The organism is Sandarakinorhabdus limnophila DSM 17366 (genome assembly GCF_000420765.1).
GTDB classification, from domain to species: Bacteria; Pseudomonadota; Alphaproteobacteria; order Sphingomonadales; family Sphingomonadaceae; genus Sandarakinorhabdus; species Sandarakinorhabdus limnophila.
This window is the reverse complement of record NZ_ATVO01000004.1, coordinates 33,260-53,907: the sequence shown is the minus strand read 5'-3', so window position 1 is coordinate 53,907 and position 20,648 is coordinate 33,260. Positions and strand designations below refer to the sequence as shown.

The 20,648-nt window shown below is 64.4% G+C and carries 23 protein-coding genes; 13 read left to right on the top strand and 10 right to left on the bottom strand.

Features of this window, described 5'->3' with window-relative positions:
• Positions 1-65 precede the first annotated feature (65 nt).
• The 5 genes from pheT to rpmI form a co-directional block, all read right to left on the bottom strand.
• A complete protein-coding gene (gene pheT / locus G566_RS0103470; protein WP_022679290.1) occupies positions 66-2,429 on the bottom strand; it encodes a phenylalanine--tRNA ligase subunit beta in 2,364 nt (787 codons plus the stop codon).
• On the bottom strand, positions 2,426-3,493 hold the full coding sequence (gene pheS, locus G566_RS0103465; RefSeq protein ID WP_022679289.1) for a phenylalanine--tRNA ligase subunit alpha: 1,068 nt from the start codon (positions 3,491-3,493) through the stop codon (positions 2,426-2,428). Before pheS ends, pheT begins: the two co-directional genes overlap by 4 nt.
• Positions 3,494-3,600: 107 nt before the next feature.
• Positions 3,601-4,230 (bottom strand): PEPxxWA-CTERM sorting domain-containing protein, encoded by a 630-nt coding sequence (locus G566_RS13385; protein ID WP_022679288.1) that lies wholly within the window; start codon positions 4,228-4,230, stop codon positions 3,601-3,603.
• 162 nt (positions 4,231-4,392) lie between these two features.
• Complete coding sequence (gene rplT, locus G566_RS0103455; RefSeq protein WP_022679287.1) at positions 4,393-4,758, bottom strand: 50S ribosomal protein L20; 366 nt, start codon at positions 4,756-4,758, stop codon at positions 4,393-4,395.
• A 12-nt stretch (positions 4,759-4,770) separates the two neighbouring features.
• Positions 4,771-4,974: a 50S ribosomal protein L35 gene (rpmI, locus tag G566_RS0103450; protein ID WP_017666847.1), complete on the bottom strand. Its 204-nt coding sequence runs from the start codon at positions 4,972-4,974 to the stop codon at positions 4,771-4,773.
• A gap of 188 nt (positions 4,975-5,162) precedes the next feature.
• Here rpmI and G566_RS0103445 point away from each other — a divergent pair, with 188 nt between their 5' ends.
• Positions 5,163-5,534: a VOC family protein gene (locus G566_RS0103445; RefSeq protein ID WP_029131206.1), complete on the top strand. Its 372-nt coding sequence runs from the start codon at positions 5,163-5,165 to the stop codon at positions 5,532-5,534.
• 28 nt (positions 5,535-5,562) lie between these two features.
• Here G566_RS0103445 and G566_RS0103440 read toward each other — a convergent pair whose 3' ends face one another.
• Complete coding sequence (locus tag G566_RS0103440) at positions 5,563-6,123, bottom strand: YqgE/AlgH family protein (RefSeq protein WP_029131205.1); 561 nt, start codon at positions 6,121-6,123, stop codon at positions 5,563-5,565.
• A gap of 147 nt (positions 6,124-6,270) precedes the next feature.
• Here G566_RS0103440 and G566_RS0103435 point away from each other — a divergent pair, with 147 nt between their 5' ends.
• The 5 genes from G566_RS0103435 to G566_RS0103415 all read left to right on the top strand — a co-directional run bounded on the left by G566_RS0103435 (position 6,271) and on the right by G566_RS0103415 (position 11,070).
• Positions 6,271-6,756, top strand: coding sequence for a peroxiredoxin (locus tag G566_RS0103435; RefSeq protein ID WP_029131204.1), 486 nt, complete (start codon positions 6,271-6,273; stop codon positions 6,754-6,756).
• 59 nt (positions 6,757-6,815) lie between these two features.
• Positions 6,816-9,008: a xanthine dehydrogenase family protein molybdopterin-binding subunit gene (locus G566_RS0103430; RefSeq protein ID WP_022679283.1), complete on the top strand. Its 2,193-nt coding sequence runs from the start codon at positions 6,816-6,818 to the stop codon at positions 9,006-9,008.
• Complete coding sequence (gene hemH, locus G566_RS0103425) at positions 9,005-10,030, top strand: ferrochelatase (protein WP_040605376.1); 1,026 nt, start codon at positions 9,005-9,007, stop codon at positions 10,028-10,030. The genes G566_RS0103430 and hemH overlap by 4 nt, the downstream gene beginning before the upstream one ends.
• Positions 10,031-10,132: 102 nt before the next feature.
• Positions 10,133-10,855: an acetoacetyl-CoA reductase gene (gene phbB, locus G566_RS0103420; RefSeq protein ID WP_022679645.1), complete on the top strand. Its 723-nt coding sequence runs from the start codon at positions 10,133-10,135 to the stop codon at positions 10,853-10,855.
• Positions 10,855-11,070 (top strand): ribbon-helix-helix domain-containing protein, encoded by a 216-nt coding sequence (locus tag G566_RS0103415; RefSeq protein WP_022679282.1) that lies wholly within the window; start codon positions 10,855-10,857, stop codon positions 11,068-11,070. Before phbB ends, G566_RS0103415 begins: the two co-directional genes overlap by 1 nt.
• Before the next feature lie 3 nt (positions 11,071-11,073).
• Here the strand turns inward: G566_RS0103415 and G566_RS0103410 are convergent, their stop codons facing one another.
• Together G566_RS0103410 and G566_RS13380 are read right to left on the bottom strand one after the other, a co-directional pair.
• Positions 11,074-11,868, bottom strand: coding sequence for a DUF1295 domain-containing protein (locus tag G566_RS0103410; RefSeq protein ID WP_022679281.1), 795 nt, complete (start codon positions 11,866-11,868; stop codon positions 11,074-11,076).
• A gap of 9 nt (positions 11,869-11,877) precedes the next feature.
• A complete protein-coding gene (locus G566_RS13380) occupies positions 11,878-12,510 on the bottom strand; it encodes a lysophospholipid acyltransferase family protein (RefSeq protein WP_022679280.1) in 633 nt (210 codons plus the stop codon).
• 138 nt (positions 12,511-12,648) lie between these two features.
• Between G566_RS13380 and G566_RS0103400 the strand changes: the two genes are divergently transcribed.
• A complete protein-coding gene (locus G566_RS0103400) occupies positions 12,649-13,056 on the top strand; it encodes a DUF2177 family protein (RefSeq protein WP_029131201.1) in 408 nt (135 codons plus the stop codon).
• Here G566_RS0103400 and serB read toward each other — a convergent pair.
• Complete coding sequence (serB, locus tag G566_RS0103395; RefSeq protein ID WP_029131200.1) at positions 13,053-13,955, bottom strand: phosphoserine phosphatase SerB; 903 nt, start codon at positions 13,953-13,955, stop codon at positions 13,053-13,055. The two genes, G566_RS0103400 and serB, sit on opposite strands and share 4 nt — an antisense overlap.
• Between serB and miaA the strand changes: the two genes are divergently transcribed.
• From miaA to ilvC, 6 genes are all read left to right on the top strand, one after another.
• Positions 13,936-14,838: a tRNA (adenosine(37)-N6)-dimethylallyltransferase MiaA gene (gene miaA / locus G566_RS0103390; RefSeq protein ID WP_419185333.1), complete on the top strand. Its 903-nt coding sequence runs from the start codon at positions 13,936-13,938 to the stop codon at positions 14,836-14,838. The genes serB and miaA overlap by 20 nt on opposite strands.
• A 148-nt stretch (positions 14,839-14,986) precedes the next feature.
• Complete coding sequence (locus tag G566_RS0103385; protein WP_022679276.1) at positions 14,987-15,268, top strand: hypothetical protein; 282 nt, start codon at positions 14,987-14,989, stop codon at positions 15,266-15,268.
• Between the two features lie 189 nt (positions 15,269-15,457).
• On the top strand, positions 15,458-16,207 hold the full coding sequence (locus G566_RS15740; RefSeq protein ID WP_243442403.1) for a PEPxxWA-CTERM sorting domain-containing protein: 750 nt from the start codon (positions 15,458-15,460) through the stop codon (positions 16,205-16,207).
• A 225-nt stretch (positions 16,208-16,432) separates the two neighbouring features.
• Positions 16,433-18,181, top strand: a complete 1,749-nt coding sequence (locus G566_RS0103375) for an acetolactate synthase 3 large subunit (RefSeq protein WP_022679274.1) — start codon at positions 16,433-16,435, stop codon at positions 18,179-18,181.
• Complete coding sequence (ilvN, locus tag G566_RS0103370) at positions 18,181-18,690, top strand: acetolactate synthase small subunit (RefSeq protein ID WP_022679273.1); 510 nt, start codon at positions 18,181-18,183, stop codon at positions 18,688-18,690. Before G566_RS0103375 ends, ilvN begins: the two co-directional genes overlap by 1 nt.
• 42 nt (positions 18,691-18,732) lie before the next feature.
• Positions 18,733-19,752 (top strand): ketol-acid reductoisomerase, encoded by a 1,020-nt coding sequence (ilvC, locus tag G566_RS0103365; protein WP_022679272.1) that lies wholly within the window; start codon positions 18,733-18,735, stop codon positions 19,750-19,752.
• Positions 19,753-19,824: 72 nt separating this feature from the next.
• On the opposite strand, the gene G566_RS15735 is transcribed toward ilvC, so the two are convergent.
• Positions 19,825-20,532, bottom strand: a complete 708-nt coding sequence (locus G566_RS15735) for a PEPxxWA-CTERM sorting domain-containing protein (protein ID WP_169522749.1) — start codon at positions 20,530-20,532, stop codon at positions 19,825-19,827.
• Positions 20,533-20,648 lie beyond the last annotated feature (116 nt).

The window sequence follows — 20,648 nt, the reverse complement described above, 5'->3', positions numbered from 1 at the left end:
GTGCCCGCTCCGTTGCACCATAGGGCAAAGCGCCGGTGCAGCGAAAGGGGGCAGCAAAAGCGGGTTCAACCCCGCAAGGACGCCCCCAGCTTGCCGGCCGCCGCGATCACCTTGGCCGAGACCGCTTCGATCTCGGCTTCAGTGAGCGTGGCGGTGGTGGGCTGCAACGTGACTTCCACCGCAAGGCTGAGCTTGCCCGGTTCGATGCCCGGCCCGGCATAGCGATCGAACAGGCGCACCCCGGCGATCAGCACCTTGTCGGCACCGGCCACGGCGCGCAGCAGGCTGTCGGCGGGCAGGCTTTCATCCACCACGAAGGCGAAATCGCGGCTGAGCGGCAAGAGCGGGCTGGGCGCCCAGGCCTCGCGCTTGCGGCTGCGCGGCGGCAGGGCATCGAGATAGAGTTCGACGGCGGCCACCGGCCCCTTCACGTCGAACTGCGCCGAGGTGCGGGGGTGGATGATGCCGAAATCGGCCAATGCCACCTTGCCCAGCACCAGTCGGCCCGCGCGGCCGGGATGCCACCAGCCGTCCGCCGGGGCGGCGACCTGCAGGCGCTGCACCGGTGCGCCCAGTGCCGCGAGCGCTGCGAGGGCTTCGGCCTTGGCGTCATAGGCGTCGGGCTTGGTCGCCGGGCCGGAGCGCCAGTCGCGCCCCCGGGCTTCGCCGGCCATCAGGATGGCAGCGGTTGGGCGCTCGGCGTCGGCGAGGTAACGCTGGCCGAGTTCGAACAGGCGCACGGAGGATGCGCCGCGATCCATGTTGCGGGCGGCGGCGGACAGCAGCCCGGGCAGCAAGCTGGGGCGCATGGCGGCCATGTCGGCCGAGATCGGGTTGGCAAGGTTGAACGCGGCGCCGCCGAAGGCATCGGCCTCGGCCGGCGGCAGGAAGCTCCAGGTGATGGCTTCGTCATGGCCGCGGCTGGCCAGCACGCGGCGCAGGCGGCGCTGGGTGCGCTGCAGCGGAGTGGCGGTCGGTGCGGCAACGCCTTCAGCGCGCGGCAGCGGCGTGGCGGGCACCTTGTCGAGGCCGTGGATGCGCACGACTTCCTCGACCAGATCGGCCTCGCCATCGACATCGCGCCGCCAGGACGGCACGGAAACTTGCCAAAAATCGCCGCGCGTGACGCCGAAGCCCAGGCGGGTGAGGATAGCGGCCTGTTCATCTTCGGCCACATCCAGCCCAGCCAAGCCGAGCACGCGTGATGGGCGATAGGCGATGCTGCGGCTGGTGTCGGGAATCTGGCCGGCGACAACCATTTCCGACGCTTCACCGCCACACAGATCGAGCACCATCTGGGTGGCCAGTTCAAGGCCGGGCACAACGAACAGCGGATCAACGCCGCGCTCGAACCGGGCGCGGGCATCCGAGTTGATGCCGAGTGCGCGGCCGCTGGTGCCGATGCGTTCCGGCGTGAAATAAGCCGATTCAATCAGCCCGTCGGTTGTGGTTTCGGAGCAGCCGCTGTGCTCGCCGCCCATGATGCCGCCGATGTCATGCACTTCCGCATCGTCGGCGATGACGGTCATGGTTTCATCGAGCGCATAGGTCTTGCCGTTCAGCGCCAGCACGCTTTCGCCGGCACGGGCACGGCGCGCGGTGAGGCCGCCGTTCAATTTCGCCACGTCATAAACGTGCAGCGGGCGGCCCGAATCGATGCTCAGGAAGTTGGTGATGTCGACCAGCGCCGAGATCGGACGCAGGCCCACGGCACGCAGGCGGCGTTGCAGCCAGTCCGGCGACGGGCCGTTGGTCACGCCGCGCACCACGCGGCCGGCGAAGGCGGGGCAGCCTTCGGCGTCTTCCACTTTGATCGGACGCGGCATCGGGAAGCTGCCGGCCACCGTCGCAATCGTGCGGGCTTTCAGCGTGCCGATGCCAGCCGCCGCCAGATCGCGCGCAATGCCAAGAATCCCCAGGCACTCCTGCCGGTTCGGCGTGATGGCGATATCGAACACCGGATCATTCATCCCGGCCCAATCGACATAGCGCGCGCCCACCGGCGCATCGTCGGGCAGGGCGATGATGCCGTCATGCTCGTCCGACAGTTCCAGCTCGCGCATGGAACACATCATGCCCTTCGATTCGACGCCGCGGATCGCCGCCACCTTCAGCGTGATGCCGCTACCCGGAACATAGGTGCCGGGCGCGCCGAAAACGCCCTTCATGCCCGCGCGCGCGTTGGGCGCACCGCACACCACCTGCATAGGGTCGCCGCTGCCGGTATCGACGCTCAATACCTGCAACTTGTCGGCCTGCGGGTGGCGCTCGGCGATGAGCACATGGGCTATGGTGAAGGCACCCAGCGCTTCCGCCGGGTTCTCGATGCCTTCCACTTCCAGGCCGCAACCGGTTAGCGCGGCGGCGATTTCATCGACGCTGGCGTTGGTGTCGAGATGGTCCTTGAGCCAGGACAGGGAGAACTTCACGAGACGGCTCCAGCAGAAATGGAGGGCAGGTCAAAGGCCGAGAAGCCGTTGTGCTTCAGCCATTTGATGTCGCCATCGAAAAAGGCGCGCAGATCGGTCAGGCCATATTTCAGCATGGCGAGGCGATCGACCCCGGTGCCGAAGGCAAAGCCCTGCCATTCATTGGGATCGAGCCCGCACGCTTCGATCACGCGCGGGTGGACCATGCCGCTGCCCAGCACTTCCAGCCATTTGTCGACCTGGCCAGCGCCAGCGGGCTTGCCGGTCTTGCTGTTGTAGCCGACATCGACCTCCACCGACGGTTCGGTGAACGGGAAATAGGACGGGCGGAAGCGCAGCACGACGTCATCCACCTCGAAGAAGGCCTTGATGAAGGTTTCCAGCGTCCAGCGCAGGTGCGCCAGCGTGATGCCCTTGTCGATCACCAGGCCTTCGATCTGGTGGAACATCGGCGTGTGGGTGGCATCGGAATCGCTGCGATAGACGCGGCCGGGCGCGATGATGCGGATCGGCGGCTTCTGGCTCATCATCGTGCGGATCTGTACCGGCGATGTGTGCGTGCGCAGCACCATTGTCGGCTGGCCGTCGATGTAGAAGGTGTCGTGCATCGCCCGCGCCGGGTGGCTTTCCGGAATGTTGAGCGCGCTGAAATTGTGCCAGTCGTCTTCGATCTCCGGCCCATCGGCGACGGCGAAGCCCAGATCGGCGAAGATTTCGGCGAGTTCGTCCATCACCTGGCTCACCGGGTGAATGCTGCCGGTGGCGGGCAGGGCGACGGGCAGGGTCATGTCCTGCTGCTCGGCCGCCAGCTTGGCGTTCAGCGCGGCTTCATCGAGCGCCGCCTTCTTCGCCGCCAGAGCGGCGGTGACGGTTTCGCGCAGACCGTTGAAGGCCGGGCCGTTCACGGCGCGCTCGTCGGGGCTCATACCGCCCAGCGTCTTCAACAGGGCGGTGATGCTGCCCTGTTTGCCCATGGCGGCCACCCGCACGGCTTCCAGCGCCTCAGGCGTGGCGGCAGCTTCAATGGCTGCGAGGGTTTCGGTGTGCAGTTGATCGATGCTCATGGGCAGCAGCGGTTAAGCCAGCCCCCTGTTCGACGCAAGACTTGCGCGCTGCACAAAGAAAAACGCCGGGCGTTTGGGGCACCCGGCGTTTCGCGATTGGAGAAGGTTCAGGCAGAAACGGCCGTGCGGCGGCGGCGGGCCACGGCGCCAGTGAGGCCGAAGCCGGCAAGCAGCAGCGCCCAGCTGGCCGGTTCCGGAATGGCGCCAGCGCCGATGGTGTAGGTAATGCTGCCGTTGAAGTCGCGCGGCGAGAAATCACTGCCGAACGCATAGGAGCGGCCGAAGCCCGAACGGATGGACAGGTTGGCATCAGACGCCACCACGCCACCAACAACGGTGCCGTTGGTATAGTTGAGCGGGAAATCAACAACCGCCGTGATGTAGATGCCGGTGGTCGAGCCGGCGGCCATGGCGAAATCGGTGAAATCGAAGAAGGTCTGGGTGCCTTCGCCACCACCAACAATGCCGTTGATGGTGCTGATCAAGGTCCACCCCGCCGGGGTGAGGTTGCCCACGACAGTGCCGGAACGGGTGTAAACTTCAACCGTGTGGCTGCCGGCATCAAGGCTGACAGCGCCGCCGGTGATGGTGAGGGCCTGGCCGCCGGCGACCAGATCGAACATGATGCCGGCCTGGCCGTTCCCGGCGAGCAGCGGCGTCGAAAGCGTGACGGCCGCGGCCGGTGTGGCGAAAGTGGCGACAAGGGCTGCAAGCGGCAGCAGGCGCGTTGTGATCATGAATAAATTCCCCGAATTGGCGGCGGCCGAACCCAATAATCTGACCGCTCGGGGGTTAAGTTAACTGATTAACGTTAACAAATAGTTGAATCGAAAACGAAAAAGGGCGCCCCGGCTGATGCCGGAGCGCCCTTTCCATTTCGGTGCTGTCGCAGGCGCGGGTTAGGCGGCCTTGGCTTCCAGCGCCGCCTTCACCTGGCCGATGATGGCGGTAAAGCTTTCCGGCTGGTTCATGGCCAGATCGGCCATCACCTTGCGATCGATCTGCAGGCCAACGATCTTCACGCCGTTCATGAACTGGCTGTAAGTCAGGCCTTCTTCACGCACGGCGGCGTTGATGCGCTGGATCCACAGGGCGCGGAAATTGCGCTTGTTTACCTTGCGGTCGCGATAGGCATACTGGCCAGCCTTTTCCACCGCCTGCCGCGCAATGCGGATGGTGTTCTTGCGGCGGCCATAAAAGCCCTTGGCGGCGTCGAGAATGCGCTTGTGCTTGGCGCGGGTGGTTACACCACGTTTGATACGCATCGGTGTCCTCCCTTACTTCAGACCGTACGGCGCCCAGGCATGCACCCGGGCGGTATCGGACTTGGCGAGCACATCGGTGCCGCGATTCTGACGGATATATTTGGCGTTGTGGCTGATCAGGCGGTGGCGCTTGCCGGCCACGCCATGCTTCACCTTGCCGGTGGCGGTGATCTTGAAGCGCTTCTTGACCCCGCTCTTGGTCTTCATCTTGGGCATTTCGGTCTCCTTTTAAAGACGCATCAAAAACGGCCATGGCAGCCCTTCAGCCAGGCCGTTCGGTTCATGCGAAGGGCGCGCCATAGCTTGTTGGCCTGAGGCACGCAACCCTGCGGGCGGAATCTGCTTGCCGACTCGGATTTGTTCTTGTTACGTTCTGAGCGTTCCGCAACAAAGGGAGCATGAACATGATTGGCTATGTAACCGTGGGCACCAATGATTTGGGTGTTGCTGCCCGATTCTATGATGCGATTGCCGCCGAGATGGGCGTGGGCCGAATGATGGAGTTCGACAATTTCATCGCCTGGGGCACGCCCGGCGGCGCGGCCGGTATCGCCGCGACGAAGCCGTTCGACGGCAATGCGGCCAGCGTCGGCAATGGCGTGATGGTGGCGTTTGAAGCGAAGGACCAGGCCCAGGTCGACCGGCTGTACGCCATCGCCCTGGCCCATGGCGGCACCGATGAAGGCCCACCCGGTCCGCGCGGCGATTCCGGCTTTTACGCCGGCTATTTCCGCGATCCGGACGGCAACAAGCTGAACGCGTTTGTGATGGGGTGAGCCGCGTTTCGGCGCGGCGCCTGATGGGCTAGGCTCTGCCCGGTGTTGCCGACAGGTTGGCCACTGCCACGCCCGTCAGCGCGAAGGCGCGTTCCCAGCGTTTTTCGATCGGTGTGTCCCACACGATCGTGGCGTCACCGGGGGCGAGGTGCCAGCCGTGCTGGCGCATTTCCATGTCGAGCTGGCCGGCGCCCCAGCCGGCATAGCCCATCACCATGTGCCAGCGTTTGGGGCCATCACCGCGCGCGATTGCCTGCAGCACGTCGAGCGTGGAGGTGAAGGCCCAGGCATTGCCAACCCTGATCGTGCCGGATGCAGAATAGTCCGCCTCGTGCAGCACGAAGCCGTGGCCGGGTTCGACCGGGCCGCCTTCCAGCACCGGGGCATCGGGCACCACGCTGGTATCGATGTCGAGCTGGGCCAACAGCGCGTGCAGCCGCAGATCCGGGTGCGGCCGGTTGATCACCAGGCCCAGCGCGCCGCCTTCATCGTGCAGGCACATGGCGATTGCCGTGCGGTCAAACCGGTCATCGCCAATGCCGGGCATCGACAGCAGCAGCTGGCCAGAAAGAAAGGGCGGGGTTTCCACGCCGGTCACCATAGGCCGGCGCCGGACGCCCGACAATGTAGCAAGCACGCGCGCTAAAGGCGGGTCGGGGTCGCAAGCACGCGCGCTGGACGCGGCTTGGGGCCACGGCTAGGAAAGCCGGGCAGATATGTCCCTGGGAGAATGAACATGTCGATCAAGGTTGGTGATTCGATTCCGGCGATGACCCTTGTGAAGGCCACCGCCGATGGCCCGGCCCCGGTGACGACGGCCGAACTGTTCGGCGGCCGTTCCGTGGCGCTGTTCTCGGTGCCCGGTGCCTTCACCCCCACCTGTTCGGCCCGCCACCTGCCTGGCTATGTCGAACATGCCGAAACCTTTCTGCGCAATGGCGTCGATGAAGTCGTCTGCGTGTCGGTCAACGATGCCTTCGTGATGGCAGCCTGGGGCAAATCGGCCCACGCCGATGGCAAGGTGACGATGATTGCCGATGGCAATGGCGATTTTTCGAAGGCGCTCGGACTCACCTTCGATGGCAGCGCTTATGGCATGGGCATCCGCGGCCAGCGTTTTTCGATGATCGTGCGTGATGGCAAGGTGGCCGAGCTCAACATCGAACCGCCCGGCGCGTTCGGTGTGTCGTCAGCCGAACATCTGCTGGGGCAATTGGCCTGAGCCTGAAACCCGCCCCGCGCAGGAACGGCCTTACCCGTCGCAATCTGCTGATTGCGGCGGTGGCCGGCACTGGCCTGGCCATCGGCTGGGCGGTGTGGCCGCGTGCGGCCCGGCTGAACTGGGCGGCGGGGCCGGACGAATCGCTGATCAATGCCTATCTGAAGATCGGCCCCGATGGCCGCATCACCGTGGCGGTGGCGCAGGCCGAAATGGGTCAGGGCATCTGGTCCGCACTGGCGCAGATCATCGCCGATGAATTGGGCGCCGATTGGCAGACCGTGGGCGTGGAGCCGGCGCCGCTGGGCCCGGATTATGCCAATCCCGGCCTGGCGCTGGGCGCCGCGGCCGGCCAATCGGAACCGATGCGCAGCCTGATCATGGGCGCTGGCCAGCGCGTCGCGCGTTTCCTCGATTTCCAGATCACCGGCGGTTCCAACAGCGTGCGCGCCTGGGAAATGCCGCTGCGCGCGGCCGGAGCCACGGCACGCGAGATGCTGGTGAAGGCCGCTGCCCGTCGCTGGCAGGTGGATTGGACCGAGGTGGATACCGCTGGTGGATTCGTGATCTACAAGGCCAACCGCCTGCCGTTCCACGATATCATCGCTGATCTTGATCCCGACGATGCGCCGGAGGAGCCGACGCTGCGCACGGTGCGCAAGCTCGCCGGGCAGCCGGTGTTGCGGCTGGACATTCCGGCCAAGGTGGATGGATCGGCGCGATTCGGCATCGATGTGCGGCTGCCCGGCATGGGCTTTGCCGCCATTGCGCAGGGGCCGCTGGGCGCCACGCCGGCGCCGCTGGGCAAGCAAGCGCTGCCGCCCGGCGTGACGCTGGTGGAGGAGGCTGGCTTTGTCGCCTGCGTAGCCGACAATTGGTATGCCGCGCACAAGGCGGTGACGGCGCTGCCGATCAAATGGCAGAAGGGTGAGGACCCGCCCGGCCCCTGGCAGATCGCGGCGGTGCGCGGTGCGCTGGCCGCGGATGGCAAGCCGTTCGGGCCGCAGGGCACGGTGGGCGAAGTGGTGCGCGACGAAGGCGATGTGGCGGCGGCGCTGCAGCGCGGCGTGCTCACGGCGGAATACAGCCTTCCCTTCCTTGCTCATGCCTGTCTGGAACCGATGACGGCCACCGCGTGCGTGGTGGATGATCGCGCCGAAATCTGGGCGCCCACGCAGAGCGCCAGCCTCGCCGCCCGTGCCGTGGCCCGTGCGCTCGATATCGGCAGCGACGATGTGGTGGTGCACCCCACGCTGATCGGCGGCGGTTTCGGCCGCAAGGTGGAAGGCGATGCCTGCGCCCAGGCTGCGCTGATCGCCCGCGCCGCAGGGCGCCCGGTGCAATTGATCTGGAGCCGCGAAGAGGATTTCGCCCACGACATGTTTCGTCCGGCCGTGGCCGCGCGCCTGCATGGCAAGGCGGCGCCCGGCGGCATCACCGGCTGGAACGCAGCGATTGCCGTGCCGGATGTTGGCGCGGCGTTTGCGGGGCGTAATATTGGCAGCATGATGGGCAGTCCATCGGCCGGCGCCGGCGCCATCGAAGGCGCGGTGGAACTGCCCTATGCCATCCCCAATATCCGCGTGCAGCATTGCCTCGCTGATTGCGCAGCGCCGCTGGGGTTCTGGCGCAGCGTGGGCCACAGTTTCACCGGCTTCATTGTCGAATCGTTCGTGGATGAGCTGGCGATCGCGGCTGCCGTTGATCCCGCCGCATTCCGCCTTGCCATGCTGAAGGACAAGCCGCGCCACGCTGCCGTGTTGCAGGCGGTGCTGGAAATGGGTGGGCCGCTGGGCCGCGACGGCGGTGATGGCCCGACCGATCCGGCAGTGGGCCGCGGTATCGCGCTGGTGGAAAGTTTCGGCAGCATCGTCGCGCAGATTGCCGAGGTGGAAGCCATTCCCGGTCAGCGCCCGCGGGTGACACGCGTGTGGGCGGCGGTGGATTGCGGGCGAGTGATCAATCCCGATACGGTGGTGGCGCAAATCGAAAGCGGCATCATCTATGGTCTGTCTGCCGCGCTTTTTGGCCGCATCGATTTTGACGCCGGCGAGGTGGTGCAGACCAACTTTCACGCCTATCCGCTTGTCGCCATGGCCGATTGTCCTGAAATCGACACGCGCATCATCGGGTCTGATGCTGATCCTGGCGGCATTGGCGAGCCCGGCACGCCGCCGATCGCGCCGGCTGTCGCCAATGCGCTGTTTGCAGCGACAGCCAAGCGCTGGCGCAATCTGCCCTTCTTCGCCGCATGACCAGCCCGCTCATCCTGCCGCCGGTCGCGCTGCCGGCCGATCACAAGCCGGTGAAAGCGGGGCGGATCGGCGTGCTGCTGGTCAACCTCGGCTCGCCTGATGCACCTGATGTGCCGGCGGTGAAACGCTTCCTGCGCGAGTTCCTGTCGGACAGCCGTGTGATCGAGATTCCGCAGATCCTGTGGCGGCCGATCCTCAACCTGCTGATATTGAACATCCGCCCGCGCACCACCGCGGCCAATTATGCCAAGGTGTGGATGGACGAAGGCTCCCCCATCACGGTGTATACCAAGCGCCAGGCCGCCGCGCTGCAGGTACGGCTGGGGGCGGCCGTGCAGGTGGATTGGGCCATGCGTTACGGCACGCGCAGCATCGCTGAACGGCTGGCGGCGCTGATGCAGTCCGGCTGCGATCGCATCTTGCTGGCGCCGATGTATCCGCAATATTCGGCGGCCACCAATGCCACGGTGGTGGATGATGCCGCCCGCGCGTTGATGGACATGCGCTGGCAGCCAACGCTGCGCACCATGGCGCCCTATTTCGACAATCCCGATCATATCGCCGCGCTGGCGCAATCGATCCGCGATGGTGTTGCCAAGCTGGATTTCGTGCCTGATCTGATCCTCACCAGTTTCCACGGCATGCCGCTGCGCACGTTGGAAGCGGGCGACCCCTATCATTGCCAGTGCATGAAAACCGGCCGTCTGCTGGGTGAAGCGCTGGGCATGAAGGTCAAGGTGACCTTCCAGTCGCGCTTTGGCCGCGCCGAATGGTTGAAGCCCTATACCGACGACACGCTGCTGAACTTGCCGAAGGAAGGCGTGCAGAAAATCGCTGTCGTGTCCCCCGGCTTTGCCGCCGATTGCCTTGAAACGCTGGAAGAAGTGGCAATGGAAGGCCGCGACGAGTTCATCGAGGCTGGCGGCACGCATTTCGCCTATATCCCCTGCCTGAATGACAGCGACACCGGCATGGCCATGCTGGAGAACATTGTGCGCCGCGAACTGGCCGGTTGGCTGTAAAGCCCCATTGAATCGGCCGCAAATCCGGCCCAAGATGCTGGCCAAGCCTGCAAATTGAACAGGCGTCGGTTGGTGTCTTGGGAACGAAGGGATGGGCGGCATATGGCAAGGGTAGCAGTGGTTACGGGCGGCACGCGCGGCATTGGCGCGGCGATCAGCATTGCGCTGCGCGACAAGGGCTTCACGGTGGCGGCCAATTATGGCGGCAGCGACGACAAGGCGCGCGCTTTCACCGAAAAGACCGGCATCAAGAGCTACAAATGGAACGTTGCCGATCACGAGGCCTGCCTTCAGGGTTGCGCTGCCGTGGCGGCCGAGCTGGGCCACATTGATGTGGTGGTGAACAACGCCGGCATCACCCGCGACGGCGCGCTGATGAAGATGAGCTGGGACGCGTGGGACGAGGTGATCCGCGTCAATCTGGGCGGCTGTTTCAACATGGCCAAGGCAACGTTTGCCGGCATGAAAGAGCGCGGTTTCGGCCGTTTCGTGCAGATCGGTTCGATCAACGGCCAGGCCGGGCAATATGGCCAGGTGAACTATGCCGCCGCCAAATCGGGCATCCACGGCTTTACCAAGGCGCTGGCGCAGGAAGGCGCCAAGTTCGGCATTACCGCCAACGCGATTGCGCCGGGCTATATCGATACCGACATGGTCTCCGCGGTGCCGCCTGAGGTGTTGGCCAAGATCGTTGCCAAGATCCCGGTCGGCCGGCTGGGCCAGGCCAGCGAGATCGCGCGGGCCGTGGCGTTTCTGGTGAGCGAGGACGCCGGTTTCATCACCGGCTCCACCATGTCGGTCAACGGCGGGCAGCACATGTATTGATGGGCACGGGCCCGAAGAAATACAGCCTGACCATTCAGGGCCATTCGACCAGCCTGACCCTGGAACCGATCTTCTGGCAGGCCTTGAACGAGGCGGCGGCCAGCGATGGAAAATCGCTGGCCGCGCTGGTGGCTGAAATCGACGAGGCGCGCACCACCAACCTGTCGAGCGCGGTACGGGTCTGGCTGTTCGAGCGGGCGATTGGTCGGCCGTGAGGTTCAGTCCTTTTTCGGCGGCAGCGGGAAGAAGCCCGAAGTGCGGCGGATATAGTCTTCATAGCCCGGCCGGCGCTTTTTCAGGCTGTGCTCCAGCAACGGCGCGCCGGACCAGCGGGTGAGGGTGAAGCTGAGGAACAGCGGGCCCACCACCGTCCACCACGGCGCGCCGGCGGCGATGCCGACGATGAAAATGCCCCACCAGGCGGTGAAGTCGCCGAAATAATTGGGGTGGCGAGTATAGCGCCACAGGCCTTTGTCCATCACCTGGCCCTTGCTGGCCGGGTCGGCGCGGAAGGCTTCCAGCTGGGCGTCGCCGATGCTTTCAAAGGCGATGCCGAACAGCGCGATCGCGGCGCCGGCCACGCCCCACAGCGGCAGCGGCGCGCCGCCATCGGCCAGCACGCCGGCCTGCGCCGGCAGGGACACGCCCCACAGCAGCGGCCCCTGCATCCCGAATGCGCGGAACCAGGCCGCTTTGGCAAAGCTCATGCCCTGTTTCTCGATGGCGTGCCCCAGGATCTTCTCATAACGCGGATCGCGGCCCAGCCGGCGCCAGCGGGTGATGAGGTGGGTGCCCAACCGCAGCCCCCACAAGCCGACCAGCACGATCAGCGCCCAGCCAGCCGGCCCAGCCGGGCCGCCCTTCAGGATTGCCGCCACCGCCACGGCAAACACCATGCCATAGGCCCAGATGGCATCGATGAACGACACATCGCGGATGGAAACGCTGTAGCGCCAGCACAGGATCATCAGGCCAACGACAGCAGCGAGGGTAATACCAAGATTGATCAGCATGGGAGGAACTCAGGCAGCCTTGTCGATGGTGGAAGGTTCGGCGGATTGCACACTGGCGGCCATGATCGATTTCATTGCCTTGCCAGGATGCTTGGGGGTGGTGGAGCGGTAGAATTCCTCCACGCGCGCCATGTCGGCGGCATAATCGCCGGTGGGCATGAAGGCCAGCGCGAGCCCGCCGGTTTTCTTGGCATAATCCATCATGCCCACGATCAGCGGCACCTGCGCGCCCACCGCGATATGATAGAAGCCGGTTTTCCACTGGCCCACCGATTTGCGCGTGCCTTCGGGGCAGATGGTGAGCAGAAAATCATCCCGCCGGTTGAATTCGTCGATCATCGACTGGACATAATTGCCGCCCTTTTCGCGGTTCACTTCCACCCCGCCCATTTCCCGCATGAAGCGGCCCAGCGGCCAGCGGAACAGCTGGCGTTTGGCCATGAAGCTGGTTTCGATGCCCAGATCGCGGGTGAGGCCGATATAATAGATGAAATCCCAGTTGGACGTGTGCGGCGCTGCGATGATCACCGCCTTGCGCGGGATTGGCCCGATGGCGACGGATTTCCAGCCCATGGCGAGATAGAAGCGCACGATCAGCCACTCCAGCACTCGCGACAGTCCGCTCTTCGTCTCGCCGTGCATGTTGCTCCCCCGGATTGGACAGCCGTTGACCCGGCTTGCCGCTCTTTTGCTGCATTGGCAGCGACACAGCATCGCGGATGGGGGGGGATGCTGTCAAATGGGGTGTCAATTTGGCGCTGCGCGGCTATGGCGGGCGCCATGATCAAGATGCTTGCCGCCTATGGCCTTACACTTGTTGCCTTTGCCGCCATTGATGCGGTGTGGCTGATCAACATGGCCCCTCGCCTGTACAAGCCGGAAATCGGCGAAGTGATGATGGAAAACGGTTTCCGCCTCACACCGGCGATGATCTTTTATGCCATCTATATTGGCGGCATCGTCTATTTCGCCGTGTGGCCGGGACTGACCGAAGGCGTGGCCAAGGCGGCGCTGCAGGGCGCGGTGCTGGGGTTCATCTGCTATGCCACCTATGATCTCACCAACTATGCAACGCTGAAAGTGTGGAGCCTGAAGGTGACCGTGCTTGATCTGATGTGGGGTACCGTCCTCACCGGCGGCACGGCAGCGGCCGGCACGTGGCTCACTTCGAAGCTCTTCCCGGCCTAATTCACCCATTCGGCGCGGCGATACCCCTGCGCGCGCAGCAGAACGGTGAGATCGCCATGGCGAACATGGGCTTGGGCAGCGGCAGCGGCCTTCGGCTTGGCGTGATAGGCGATGCCCAGCCCGCCGCCGGCCATCGCCGCCTGGATCATCGGAATATCGTTGGCGCCGTCGCCCACCGCCAGCGCGGCGCGCATCGGCGTGCCGTCGGCTTCGAGCAGCGCCTTCTTGGCGGCGGCATCGACAATGGGTTCGGGCACGGTGCCGGCCAGCACGTCGACATCACCAACCTTGGTGACATCCAGCCGATTGGCCAGCACGCGGGCAAACCCGATTTCGCGCGCCACCGGCACGGCAAAGGGCATGAAACCGCCAGAAACGAGCAGCGAGCGCGCGCCGTTGGCGGTCATCGTCTGCACCAACTGTCGCGCTCCGGGGTTCAGCCGCACGCGTTCCTCGCGGCACTGGTCGAGCGTGGCGACGGGCAGGCCCTTCAGCAGCGCCACGCGGGCCTTCAAGGCGTCGGCAAAATCCAGCTCGCCGCGCATGGCCGCCTCGGTGATGGCGGCGACTTCGGCCTTGATGCCGGCATAATCGGCCAGTTCATCGATGCATTCGCAGGCGATCATGGTGGAATCCATGTCGGCCACGATCAGCTTCTTGCGGCGCGGTGTGGCGCCCGATTGCACCACCACGTCCACGGCGGGCAGGGCGTCTTCCAGCGCAGCGCGGATGGCGGGGGCATCGCCGCGGGCCAGGATGTCGTAGGCGTCGCCCGCCTCCAGCCAGCTTTGCGCCACGATTTCGGCGCCAATGCCGCGCACGACATCGCTTGCCGCAGAGGCATCGCCGGGCGACAAGGCGCCTTCGGCAACCAGGGTGATGATGAGCGCGTCTGCCATTTCTCTCGATCCTGAACGGGTCACCGTCCTGACAGGGCCAACGGCCGGGGGCAAGTCTGGGCTGGCGCTTGAACTGGCGGCCCAGGGCTGTGGTGCTGTGGGCGGCGTGATCATCAATGCCGATGCCAGCCAGTTGTATCGCGATCTCGCCATCGTTTCGGCACGGCCGACGGCGGCGGAGGAAGCCGCCGTGCCCCATCGTCTCTATGGCGTTCTCGCCGGCGCTGATGTGTGCAGCGTGGCGCGCTGGGTGGAACTGGCCAAGGCCGAGATCGCCGCGGCGCGGGCCTCAGGCCGGCAGCCGATCATCGTCGGCGGCACTGGCATGTATCTCACAGCGCTGGTGCACGGCCTCGCACCGGTGCCGGCGATTGACGAACAGGTGCGTGCCCAGGTGCGGGCGCTCGATACCGCCAGCGCGCGCGCCGCGCTGGAACGGGAAGACCCCGCTGCCGCCGCCCGGCTGATGCCGGCCGATCGGCAGCGCACCCTGCGCGCGCTGGAGGTGGTGCGGTCGACCGGGCGCACACTGGCCGATTGGCAGCAGCGCCGCGACGGCGGCCTGGGGGTGGCGGCGGTGCAGGGCATCATCGTCGATCGCCCGCGCGCCGAACTGAATGCACGGGCTGAGCGCCGGCTGGCGGCCATGCTGGCGGCGGGTGCGCGCGAAGAGGTGGCGGCGCTGCTGGCATTGGGGCTGCCGGCCGAGGTGCCGGTGATGAAGGCATTGGCGGTGCCGCAACTGGCCGCGCATCTGGCCGGGCGTTGCAGCATCGACGACGCAATGGCGCAGGCGCTCATCGTCACCCGCCAATATCAGAAGCGGCAGCAGACCTGGGCCCGCAACCAGTTCCCGGACTGGAGCCGCGTCTGCCCCGATTGAACGCGCTGCAACCACCGCCGGGCGCGCGCCGTAACTGGCTGTAACCAATAGTGGACATTTCGCCCCTATCAGGGGTCGTCATGTCATGTGACGGACATGTTGCGGTGCGATGAAGTGATTGCGCGTTGGTTTTGCGGTGGGGACAGTGATGCTGAGGCGTGGGTTTTTCCTGGTGATGCTGATGATGCTGGCGCAGCCGGCGGCCGCAACCCAGATGGTGAACCTGGCAAACAGCGCGCGCGCGGTAGCGCCGGCAGATTGCCCGGCTGAGGATCCCGCCTGTACGACGGATGGTATCGCGGGGACCCAAGCCGCCAGCGCCATGGAAAGCGGCGACACCGGGCCGATCATCGCCGGCCTGCTGGGCCTTGTGGTGCTGGGCGCCGTGTTTGGCCGCCGCAAGAACGGGTTGCCGGAAGTCGTCTCCTGATTGTCGGTTGCGCGTGGGACTGTCGGTATACTTTACAGTTAACCGAAAGTTTACCATTTAACTCCTTGATATTGAATGATCGCATTTCTTGGCACGGTCGTTGCATTCGGCTGGATCAACGTCGTCTTTCAGTGTGTGGCTGCACGCATTGATGGTCGCCGGATCATGGTTTCCAGGAGCTTTTTTCAGATGCACTTCAAGAATCTTGCCATCAATGCGGTGGTACTGGCTGCGGCCTCGGTCGCTGCTCCCGCTGCAGCGGTGACCAACCTCATCAAGAACGGCAGTTTCGAAGCGGGTGCGGTTGGCACGGGCGGCTTCCTGCAGTGGACCAAGTCCAATGTGCCAAGCAACGCGCCGGCCAGCGTCATCAACTACAACAGCACGGCGAGCTACCCCAATGGCGCCTTCGGCGAGAGCGTGTTTGCTGACAATAGTGTTTCGGCCAGCCCCGATGCGGTTGGCGGCAAGGCCGCTTATTTCGTTGGCGATCTGTCGGTCAACGAAACCATGTCGCAGCTCACCTATCTGCGGGTCGGTAATTACCGGCTGGGCTTCAGCTATTTCCTGACCGCCAACGGCCTCGCCAATCCGGGCAATTCCAGTTTCCGCGCCACGATCATTGGCGCCCCAGTTGCTGCCACCGCAGTCATTTCGGGCGCACCCGGCCGTGTCTGGCAGAATGTTTCGGGCGTCGGCCAGATCACGCAGGCCGGCTATTACACCACGGCCTTCGTGTTCAATTCGAACCTAGGCGGCGCATCAAAGGACATCGTGATTGATCGCGCCTTTGCCGTTGCCACCACCGATCCGGCAACCATCATCATCCCGCCGACGCCGACGGTTGTTCCCGAACCGTCGAGCTGGGCTCTGCTGCTGCTCGGCTTTGGCTTCGTCGGTTTGGCCGCGCGCCGTCGCAAGACCGTCGTTGCTGCCTGACTGCTGCCAGCGGACTGGCATTCCGGCACAGAAGATGGGGCCTGGCGCATGCCGGGCCCCATTTTTCGTTTCAGAAGGCTCCAGATGCCATCCATCATTCGAGAATTGCGTCAATTGGCATCATTTCGTATTTTAATTACGCAAAAAGCGGTTGACCTGCCATTTTCCTTCCCATAACAGCATGCGGTCGCCGATCTGCGGCCGTTCTTGCGTGGGATAGAGATCATGGGCACGGAAATGACCGGCGCCGACATTGTTGTGCAGGCCCTCACCGATCTGGGGGTAGAGGTGGTCTTTGGCTATCCCGGCGGCGCCGTGTTGCCGATTTATGATGCGCTGTTCCAGCAGAATCGCATCCGCCATATTCTCGTCCGCCATGAACAGGCCGCCGTGCATGCCGCCGAAGGCTATGCGCGCAGCAGCGGCAAGGTGGGCGTGGTGCTCGTCACCTCCGGCCCCGGCGCCACCAATGCCGTGACCGGCATCACCGATGCGCTGATGGATTCGATCCCGCTGGTGGTGCTCACCGGCCAGGTGCCGACGCATCTCATCGGCACCGATGCCTTCCAGGAATGCGACACGGTGGGCATCACGCGCCACTGTTCCAAGCATAATTATCTGGTGCAGGAGACAGCAAGGCTCGGCCCGGTGCTGCACGAGGCCTTCTATATCGCGCGCTCCGGTCGCCCCGGCCCGGTGGTGATCGATATCCCCAAGGACGTGCAGATCATGAAGGCCCGCTATACCAAGCCCGGCGTGATCAGCCACAAGACCTACAAGCCGCAGGTGAAGGGCGATCTCGCTGCCATCGAAGCCGCTGTGGACATGTTGGCGGCGGCCGAGCGGCCCATTCTTTATACCGGCGGCGGCGTCATCAATTCGGGGCCGGTGGCCAGCCAGTTGCTGCGTGAACTGGCCAAGGCGACCGGAGCGCCGGTCACCTCCACACTGATGGGGTTGGGCAGTGTGCCCGATGATCACCCGCAATTCCTTGGCATGCTGGGCATGCACGGCAGTTACGAAGCCAATATGGCAATGAACAAGTGCGACCTGATGCTGTGCCTGGGTGCGCGTTTTGACGATCGCGTGACGGGCCGGCTGGATGCGTTCAGCCCGACCAGCCGCAAGATCCATGTTGATATCGATCGTTCTAGCTTCAACAAGACGGTGCGGGTTGATCTGGCCATCCAGGGCGACGTTGGCAGCGTGATGGAAGACATGCTGAAAGTCTGGCGCGCGCGCGGGCACCGGGCAGCCGATCAAAAGGCATGGTGGGAACAGATCAAGGGCTGGCGCAGCCGCAACAGCTTCGGCTTCGAGCAGAAGGGCGATGCCTTGCTGCCGCAGAAGGCGATCCAGCGGCTGTACGAGATGACCAAGGCCAGGAAGCCGATCATCTCCACCGAAGTTGGCCAGCACCAGATGTGGGCGGCGCAGCATTTCGGGTTCCATGAACCCAACAAGTGGCTGACCAGCGGCGGGCTTGGCACCATGGGCTATGGTCTGCCGGCCGCCATCGGTGCGCAACTGGCCTATCCGGGCGCACTGGTGATCGATATTGCCGGCGAAGCCAGCATCCAGATGAACATCCAGGAACTGGGCACGGCGACGCAATATCGCCTGCCGGTGAAGGTGTTCATCATCAACAATGAATATATGGGCATGGTCCGCCAGTGGCAGGAGCTGAACCACGGCGGCCGCTACAGTGAAAGCTATAGCGACAGCCTGCCGGACTTCGTGAAACTGGCCGAAGCCTATGGCTGGAAGGGCATCACCATTGAAGGGCCGGATGATCTGGATGCTGGCATCCAGGCCATGATCGATCACCCCGGCCCGGTGATGGTCGATTGCCGGGTGGCAAAACTCGCCAACTGCTTCCCGATGATCCCGTCGGGCGCGTCGCATACCGACATGATTCTTTCGGCCGCCGATGAGCGCGGCGAGGCCGATGATGATGCGAAGGCACTGGTCTGATGAAGCATCTTCCTTCCGAACGGCACACGCTGTCGATCCTTGTTGATAACGAAGCCGGCGTGCTGGCCCGCATCGTTGGCCTGTTCTCGGCGCGTGGTTATAATATCGAGAGCCTGACGGTGGCCGATGTTTCGGATGATCATGCCGTCAGCCGGATCACTGTTGTCACCAACGGCCCGCCGCCGGTGATCGACCAGATCATGGCGCAACTCGATCGGCTGGTGCCGGTGCACAAGGTGGTGGACCTGACCGATTGGGGCCCGCACGTGGAGCGCGAGATGGCGCTGGTGAAGGTGGCCGGCGTGGGCGACAAGCGTGTCGAGGCGCTGCGCCTCGCCGATATTTTCCGCGCTCGCCCGGTTGATACCAGCACGGCCAGCTTCGTGTTCGAAGTGTCGGGCTCATCCGAGAAGGTGAACCAGTTCATCGCCCTGATGCGGGAGGTGGGCCTCGTCGAGGTCGCCCGCACCGGCGTTGTTGCGATTGCCCGGGGCGCGGAGGCGGTTTAACGCCCACTCAATTTTCAAACTCACTTTAGGAAGGTCCTTCCCATGCGCGTTTATTATGATGCCGATGCCGATGTCGGCCTGATCAAGGGCAAGAAGATCGCCATCGTCGGTTATGGCAGCCAGGGCCATGCCCATGCCCAGAATCTGCGCGATTCCGGCGTTGCCAATGTTGCCGTCGCGCTGCGCGCCGGTTCGGCAACCGCCAAGAAGGCCGAAAGCGCTGGCTTCAAGGTATTGAGCAACGCCGAAGCCGCGGCCTGGGCCGACGTGATCATGGTGCTGGCGCCCGATGAGCATCAGGCTGGCATCTATGCCGATGATCTGGCTGCCAACATGAAGCCCGGCGCGGCGCTGGCGTTCGCCCACGGCCTCAACGTGCATTTCGGCCTGATCGAGCCGCGCGCCGATATTGATGTGTTCATGATCGCGCCCAAGGGCCCCGGCCACACGGTGCGCAGCGAATATCAGAAGGGCGGCGGCGTGCCCTGCCTGATCGCTATCCACCAGGATGCCAGCGGCAACGCCCACGACGTGGCGCTGAGCTATGCCAGTGCCATCGGCGGCGGCCGTTCCGGCGTGATCGAAACCACGTTCCGCGAAGAGTGCGAGACTGATCTGTTCGGCGAACAGGCCGTGCTGTGCGGCGGGCTTTCGCACCTGATCCAGGCCGGTTTCGAAACGCTGGTCGAGGCCGGCTATGCCCCGGAAATGGCCTATTTCGAGTGCCTGCACGAAGTGAAGCTGATCGTAGATCTGATGTATGAAGGCGGCATTGCCAACATGCGTTATTCGATCAGCAACACCGCCGAATATGGTGACATCACCACCGGCCCGCGCATCATCACCGATGAAACCAAGGCCGAGATGAAGCGCGTGCTGGCCGATATCCAGGGCGGGCGGTTCGTGAAGAACTTCATCCTCGACAACCGCGCCGGCCAGCCGGAGCTGAAGGCCGCCCGCAAGGCGGCGGCGGCCCATCCGATCGAGGAAACCGGTGCGCGGCTGCGGGCGATGATGCCGTGGATCGCCAAGAACCAACTGGTGGACAAGGCGCGCAACTGAGCGCCAGCGTCGGCGAAAAAAAGGGCCTGCCGGTGCACACCGGCAGGCCCTTTTTCATGTTGGCGTTGCTGTTCAGGCGGCGACTGTTGCCCGGCGACGGCGCCCGGCGGCACCAACCAGGCCAAAGCCGGCAATCAGCATCGCCCAGCTGGCCGGTTCCGGGATGGCCCCACTCACCGAGACATTGTCCACGCCTTGCGTGAAGAACAGCTGGTTATCGGCTTGGGCGAAACGGATTGCATAAGTGCCAGCGCCCAGATTGACGTTGAAGCTGTAGCTGGTCCACGGATTGGGATTGGCGCCGCCATCAGCCCCGCTGTAGAAGCTCTGGATCTGGCCGGCGGTGCTGAACGCCCCGGTGGCACCGGGGATCAGGTCAACCAACGCAAACTGCACTGGCTGGCCAGCAAACGGATCAAGGCCGTTGCCGGAGAACACCTGGCCACCGTAATTGTTCGCGAAGTGATCGAACTTGACCGTTACGGTCTGTGCGCTGGCCAGCGTGAACGACTGGCGAATTTCGTAGGCGCCCGGGCCGCCTTGGCCCGTGAGATAGACGAAACTTCCGCCGTTGGCATTCACAGTCGTGCTCTGACCCGAATTCGGCGCGTTCGATCCATTGGCGTAAACGCCGCTGGTGCCATTGGATGACGGAGCGATGGTTTGCGTCCAGCCGGCAAGGCTGCCGCTTTCGAAGCCGCCATTGGTCAGCAGATTGGCCGCCATGGCCGGCATGGCGCACGTGCCGATGATCCCGGCGATAACAAGTTTGCGCAGCATCTTGCACTCCTTGATCGACTGGGCGCCCGACATCCCCGCGAGTCGGGCAAAAACCAGCATCACCGAGATGGTGCCACAAATCAGATGCGCCGATAGTTAAACTTTAATTATTATTT

Coding starts and splice junctions, on each gene's coding strand:
- pheS (WP_022679289.1), bottom strand. CDS start 3,493: ATGAGCATCGATCAACTGCACACCGAAACCCTCGCAGCCATTGAAGCT.
- G566_RS13385 (WP_022679288.1), bottom strand. CDS start 4,230: ATGATCACAACGCGCCTGCTGCCGCTTGCAGCCCTTGTCGCCACTTTC.
- rplT (WP_022679287.1), bottom strand. CDS start 4,758: ATGCGTATCAAACGTGGTGTAACCACCCGCGCCAAGCACAAGCGCATT.
- rpmI (WP_017666847.1), bottom strand. CDS start 4,974: ATGCCCAAGATGAAGACCAAGAGCGGGGTCAAGAAGCGCTTCAAGATC.
- G566_RS0103445 (WP_029131206.1), top strand. CDS start 5,163: ATGATTGGCTATGTAACCGTGGGCACCAATGATTTGGGTGTTGCTGCC.
- G566_RS0103435 (WP_029131204.1), top strand. CDS start 6,271: ATGTCGATCAAGGTTGGTGATTCGATTCCGGCGATGACCCTTGTGAAG.
- hemH (WP_040605376.1), top strand. CDS start 9,005: ATGACCAGCCCGCTCATCCTGCCGCCGGTCGCGCTGCCGGCCGATCAC.
- phbB (WP_022679645.1), top strand. CDS start 10,133: ATGGCAAGGGTAGCAGTGGTTACGGGCGGCACGCGCGGCATTGGCGCG.
- G566_RS0103415 (WP_022679282.1), top strand. CDS start 10,855: ATGGGCACGGGCCCGAAGAAATACAGCCTGACCATTCAGGGCCATTCG.
- G566_RS0103410 (WP_022679281.1), bottom strand. CDS start 11,868: ATGCTGATCAATCTTGGTATTACCCTCGCTGCTGTCGTTGGCCTGATG.
- G566_RS13380 (WP_022679280.1), bottom strand. CDS start 12,510: ATGCACGGCGAGACGAAGAGCGGACTGTCGCGAGTGCTGGAGTGGCTG.
- G566_RS0103400 (WP_029131201.1), top strand. CDS start 12,649: ATGATCAAGATGCTTGCCGCCTATGGCCTTACACTTGTTGCCTTTGCC.
- miaA (WP_419185333.1), top strand. CDS start 13,936: ATGATGAGCGCGTCTGCCATTTCTCTCGATCCTGAACGGGTCACCGTC.
- serB (WP_029131200.1), bottom strand. CDS start 13,955: ATGGCAGACGCGCTCATCATCACCCTGGTTGCCGAAGGCGCCTTGTCG.
- G566_RS0103385 (WP_022679276.1), top strand. CDS start 14,987: ATGCTGAGGCGTGGGTTTTTCCTGGTGATGCTGATGATGCTGGCGCAG.
- G566_RS15740 (WP_243442403.1), top strand. CDS start 15,458: ATGCACTTCAAGAATCTTGCCATCAATGCGGTGGTACTGGCTGCGGCC.
- G566_RS0103375 (WP_022679274.1), top strand. CDS start 16,433: ATGGGCACGGAAATGACCGGCGCCGACATTGTTGTGCAGGCCCTCACC.
- ilvN (WP_022679273.1), top strand. CDS start 18,181: ATGAAGCATCTTCCTTCCGAACGGCACACGCTGTCGATCCTTGTTGAT.
- ilvC (WP_022679272.1), top strand. CDS start 18,733: ATGCGCGTTTATTATGATGCCGATGCCGATGTCGGCCTGATCAAGGGC.
- G566_RS15735 (WP_169522749.1), bottom strand. CDS start 20,532: ATGCTGCGCAAACTTGTTATCGCCGGGATCATCGGCACGTGCGCCATG.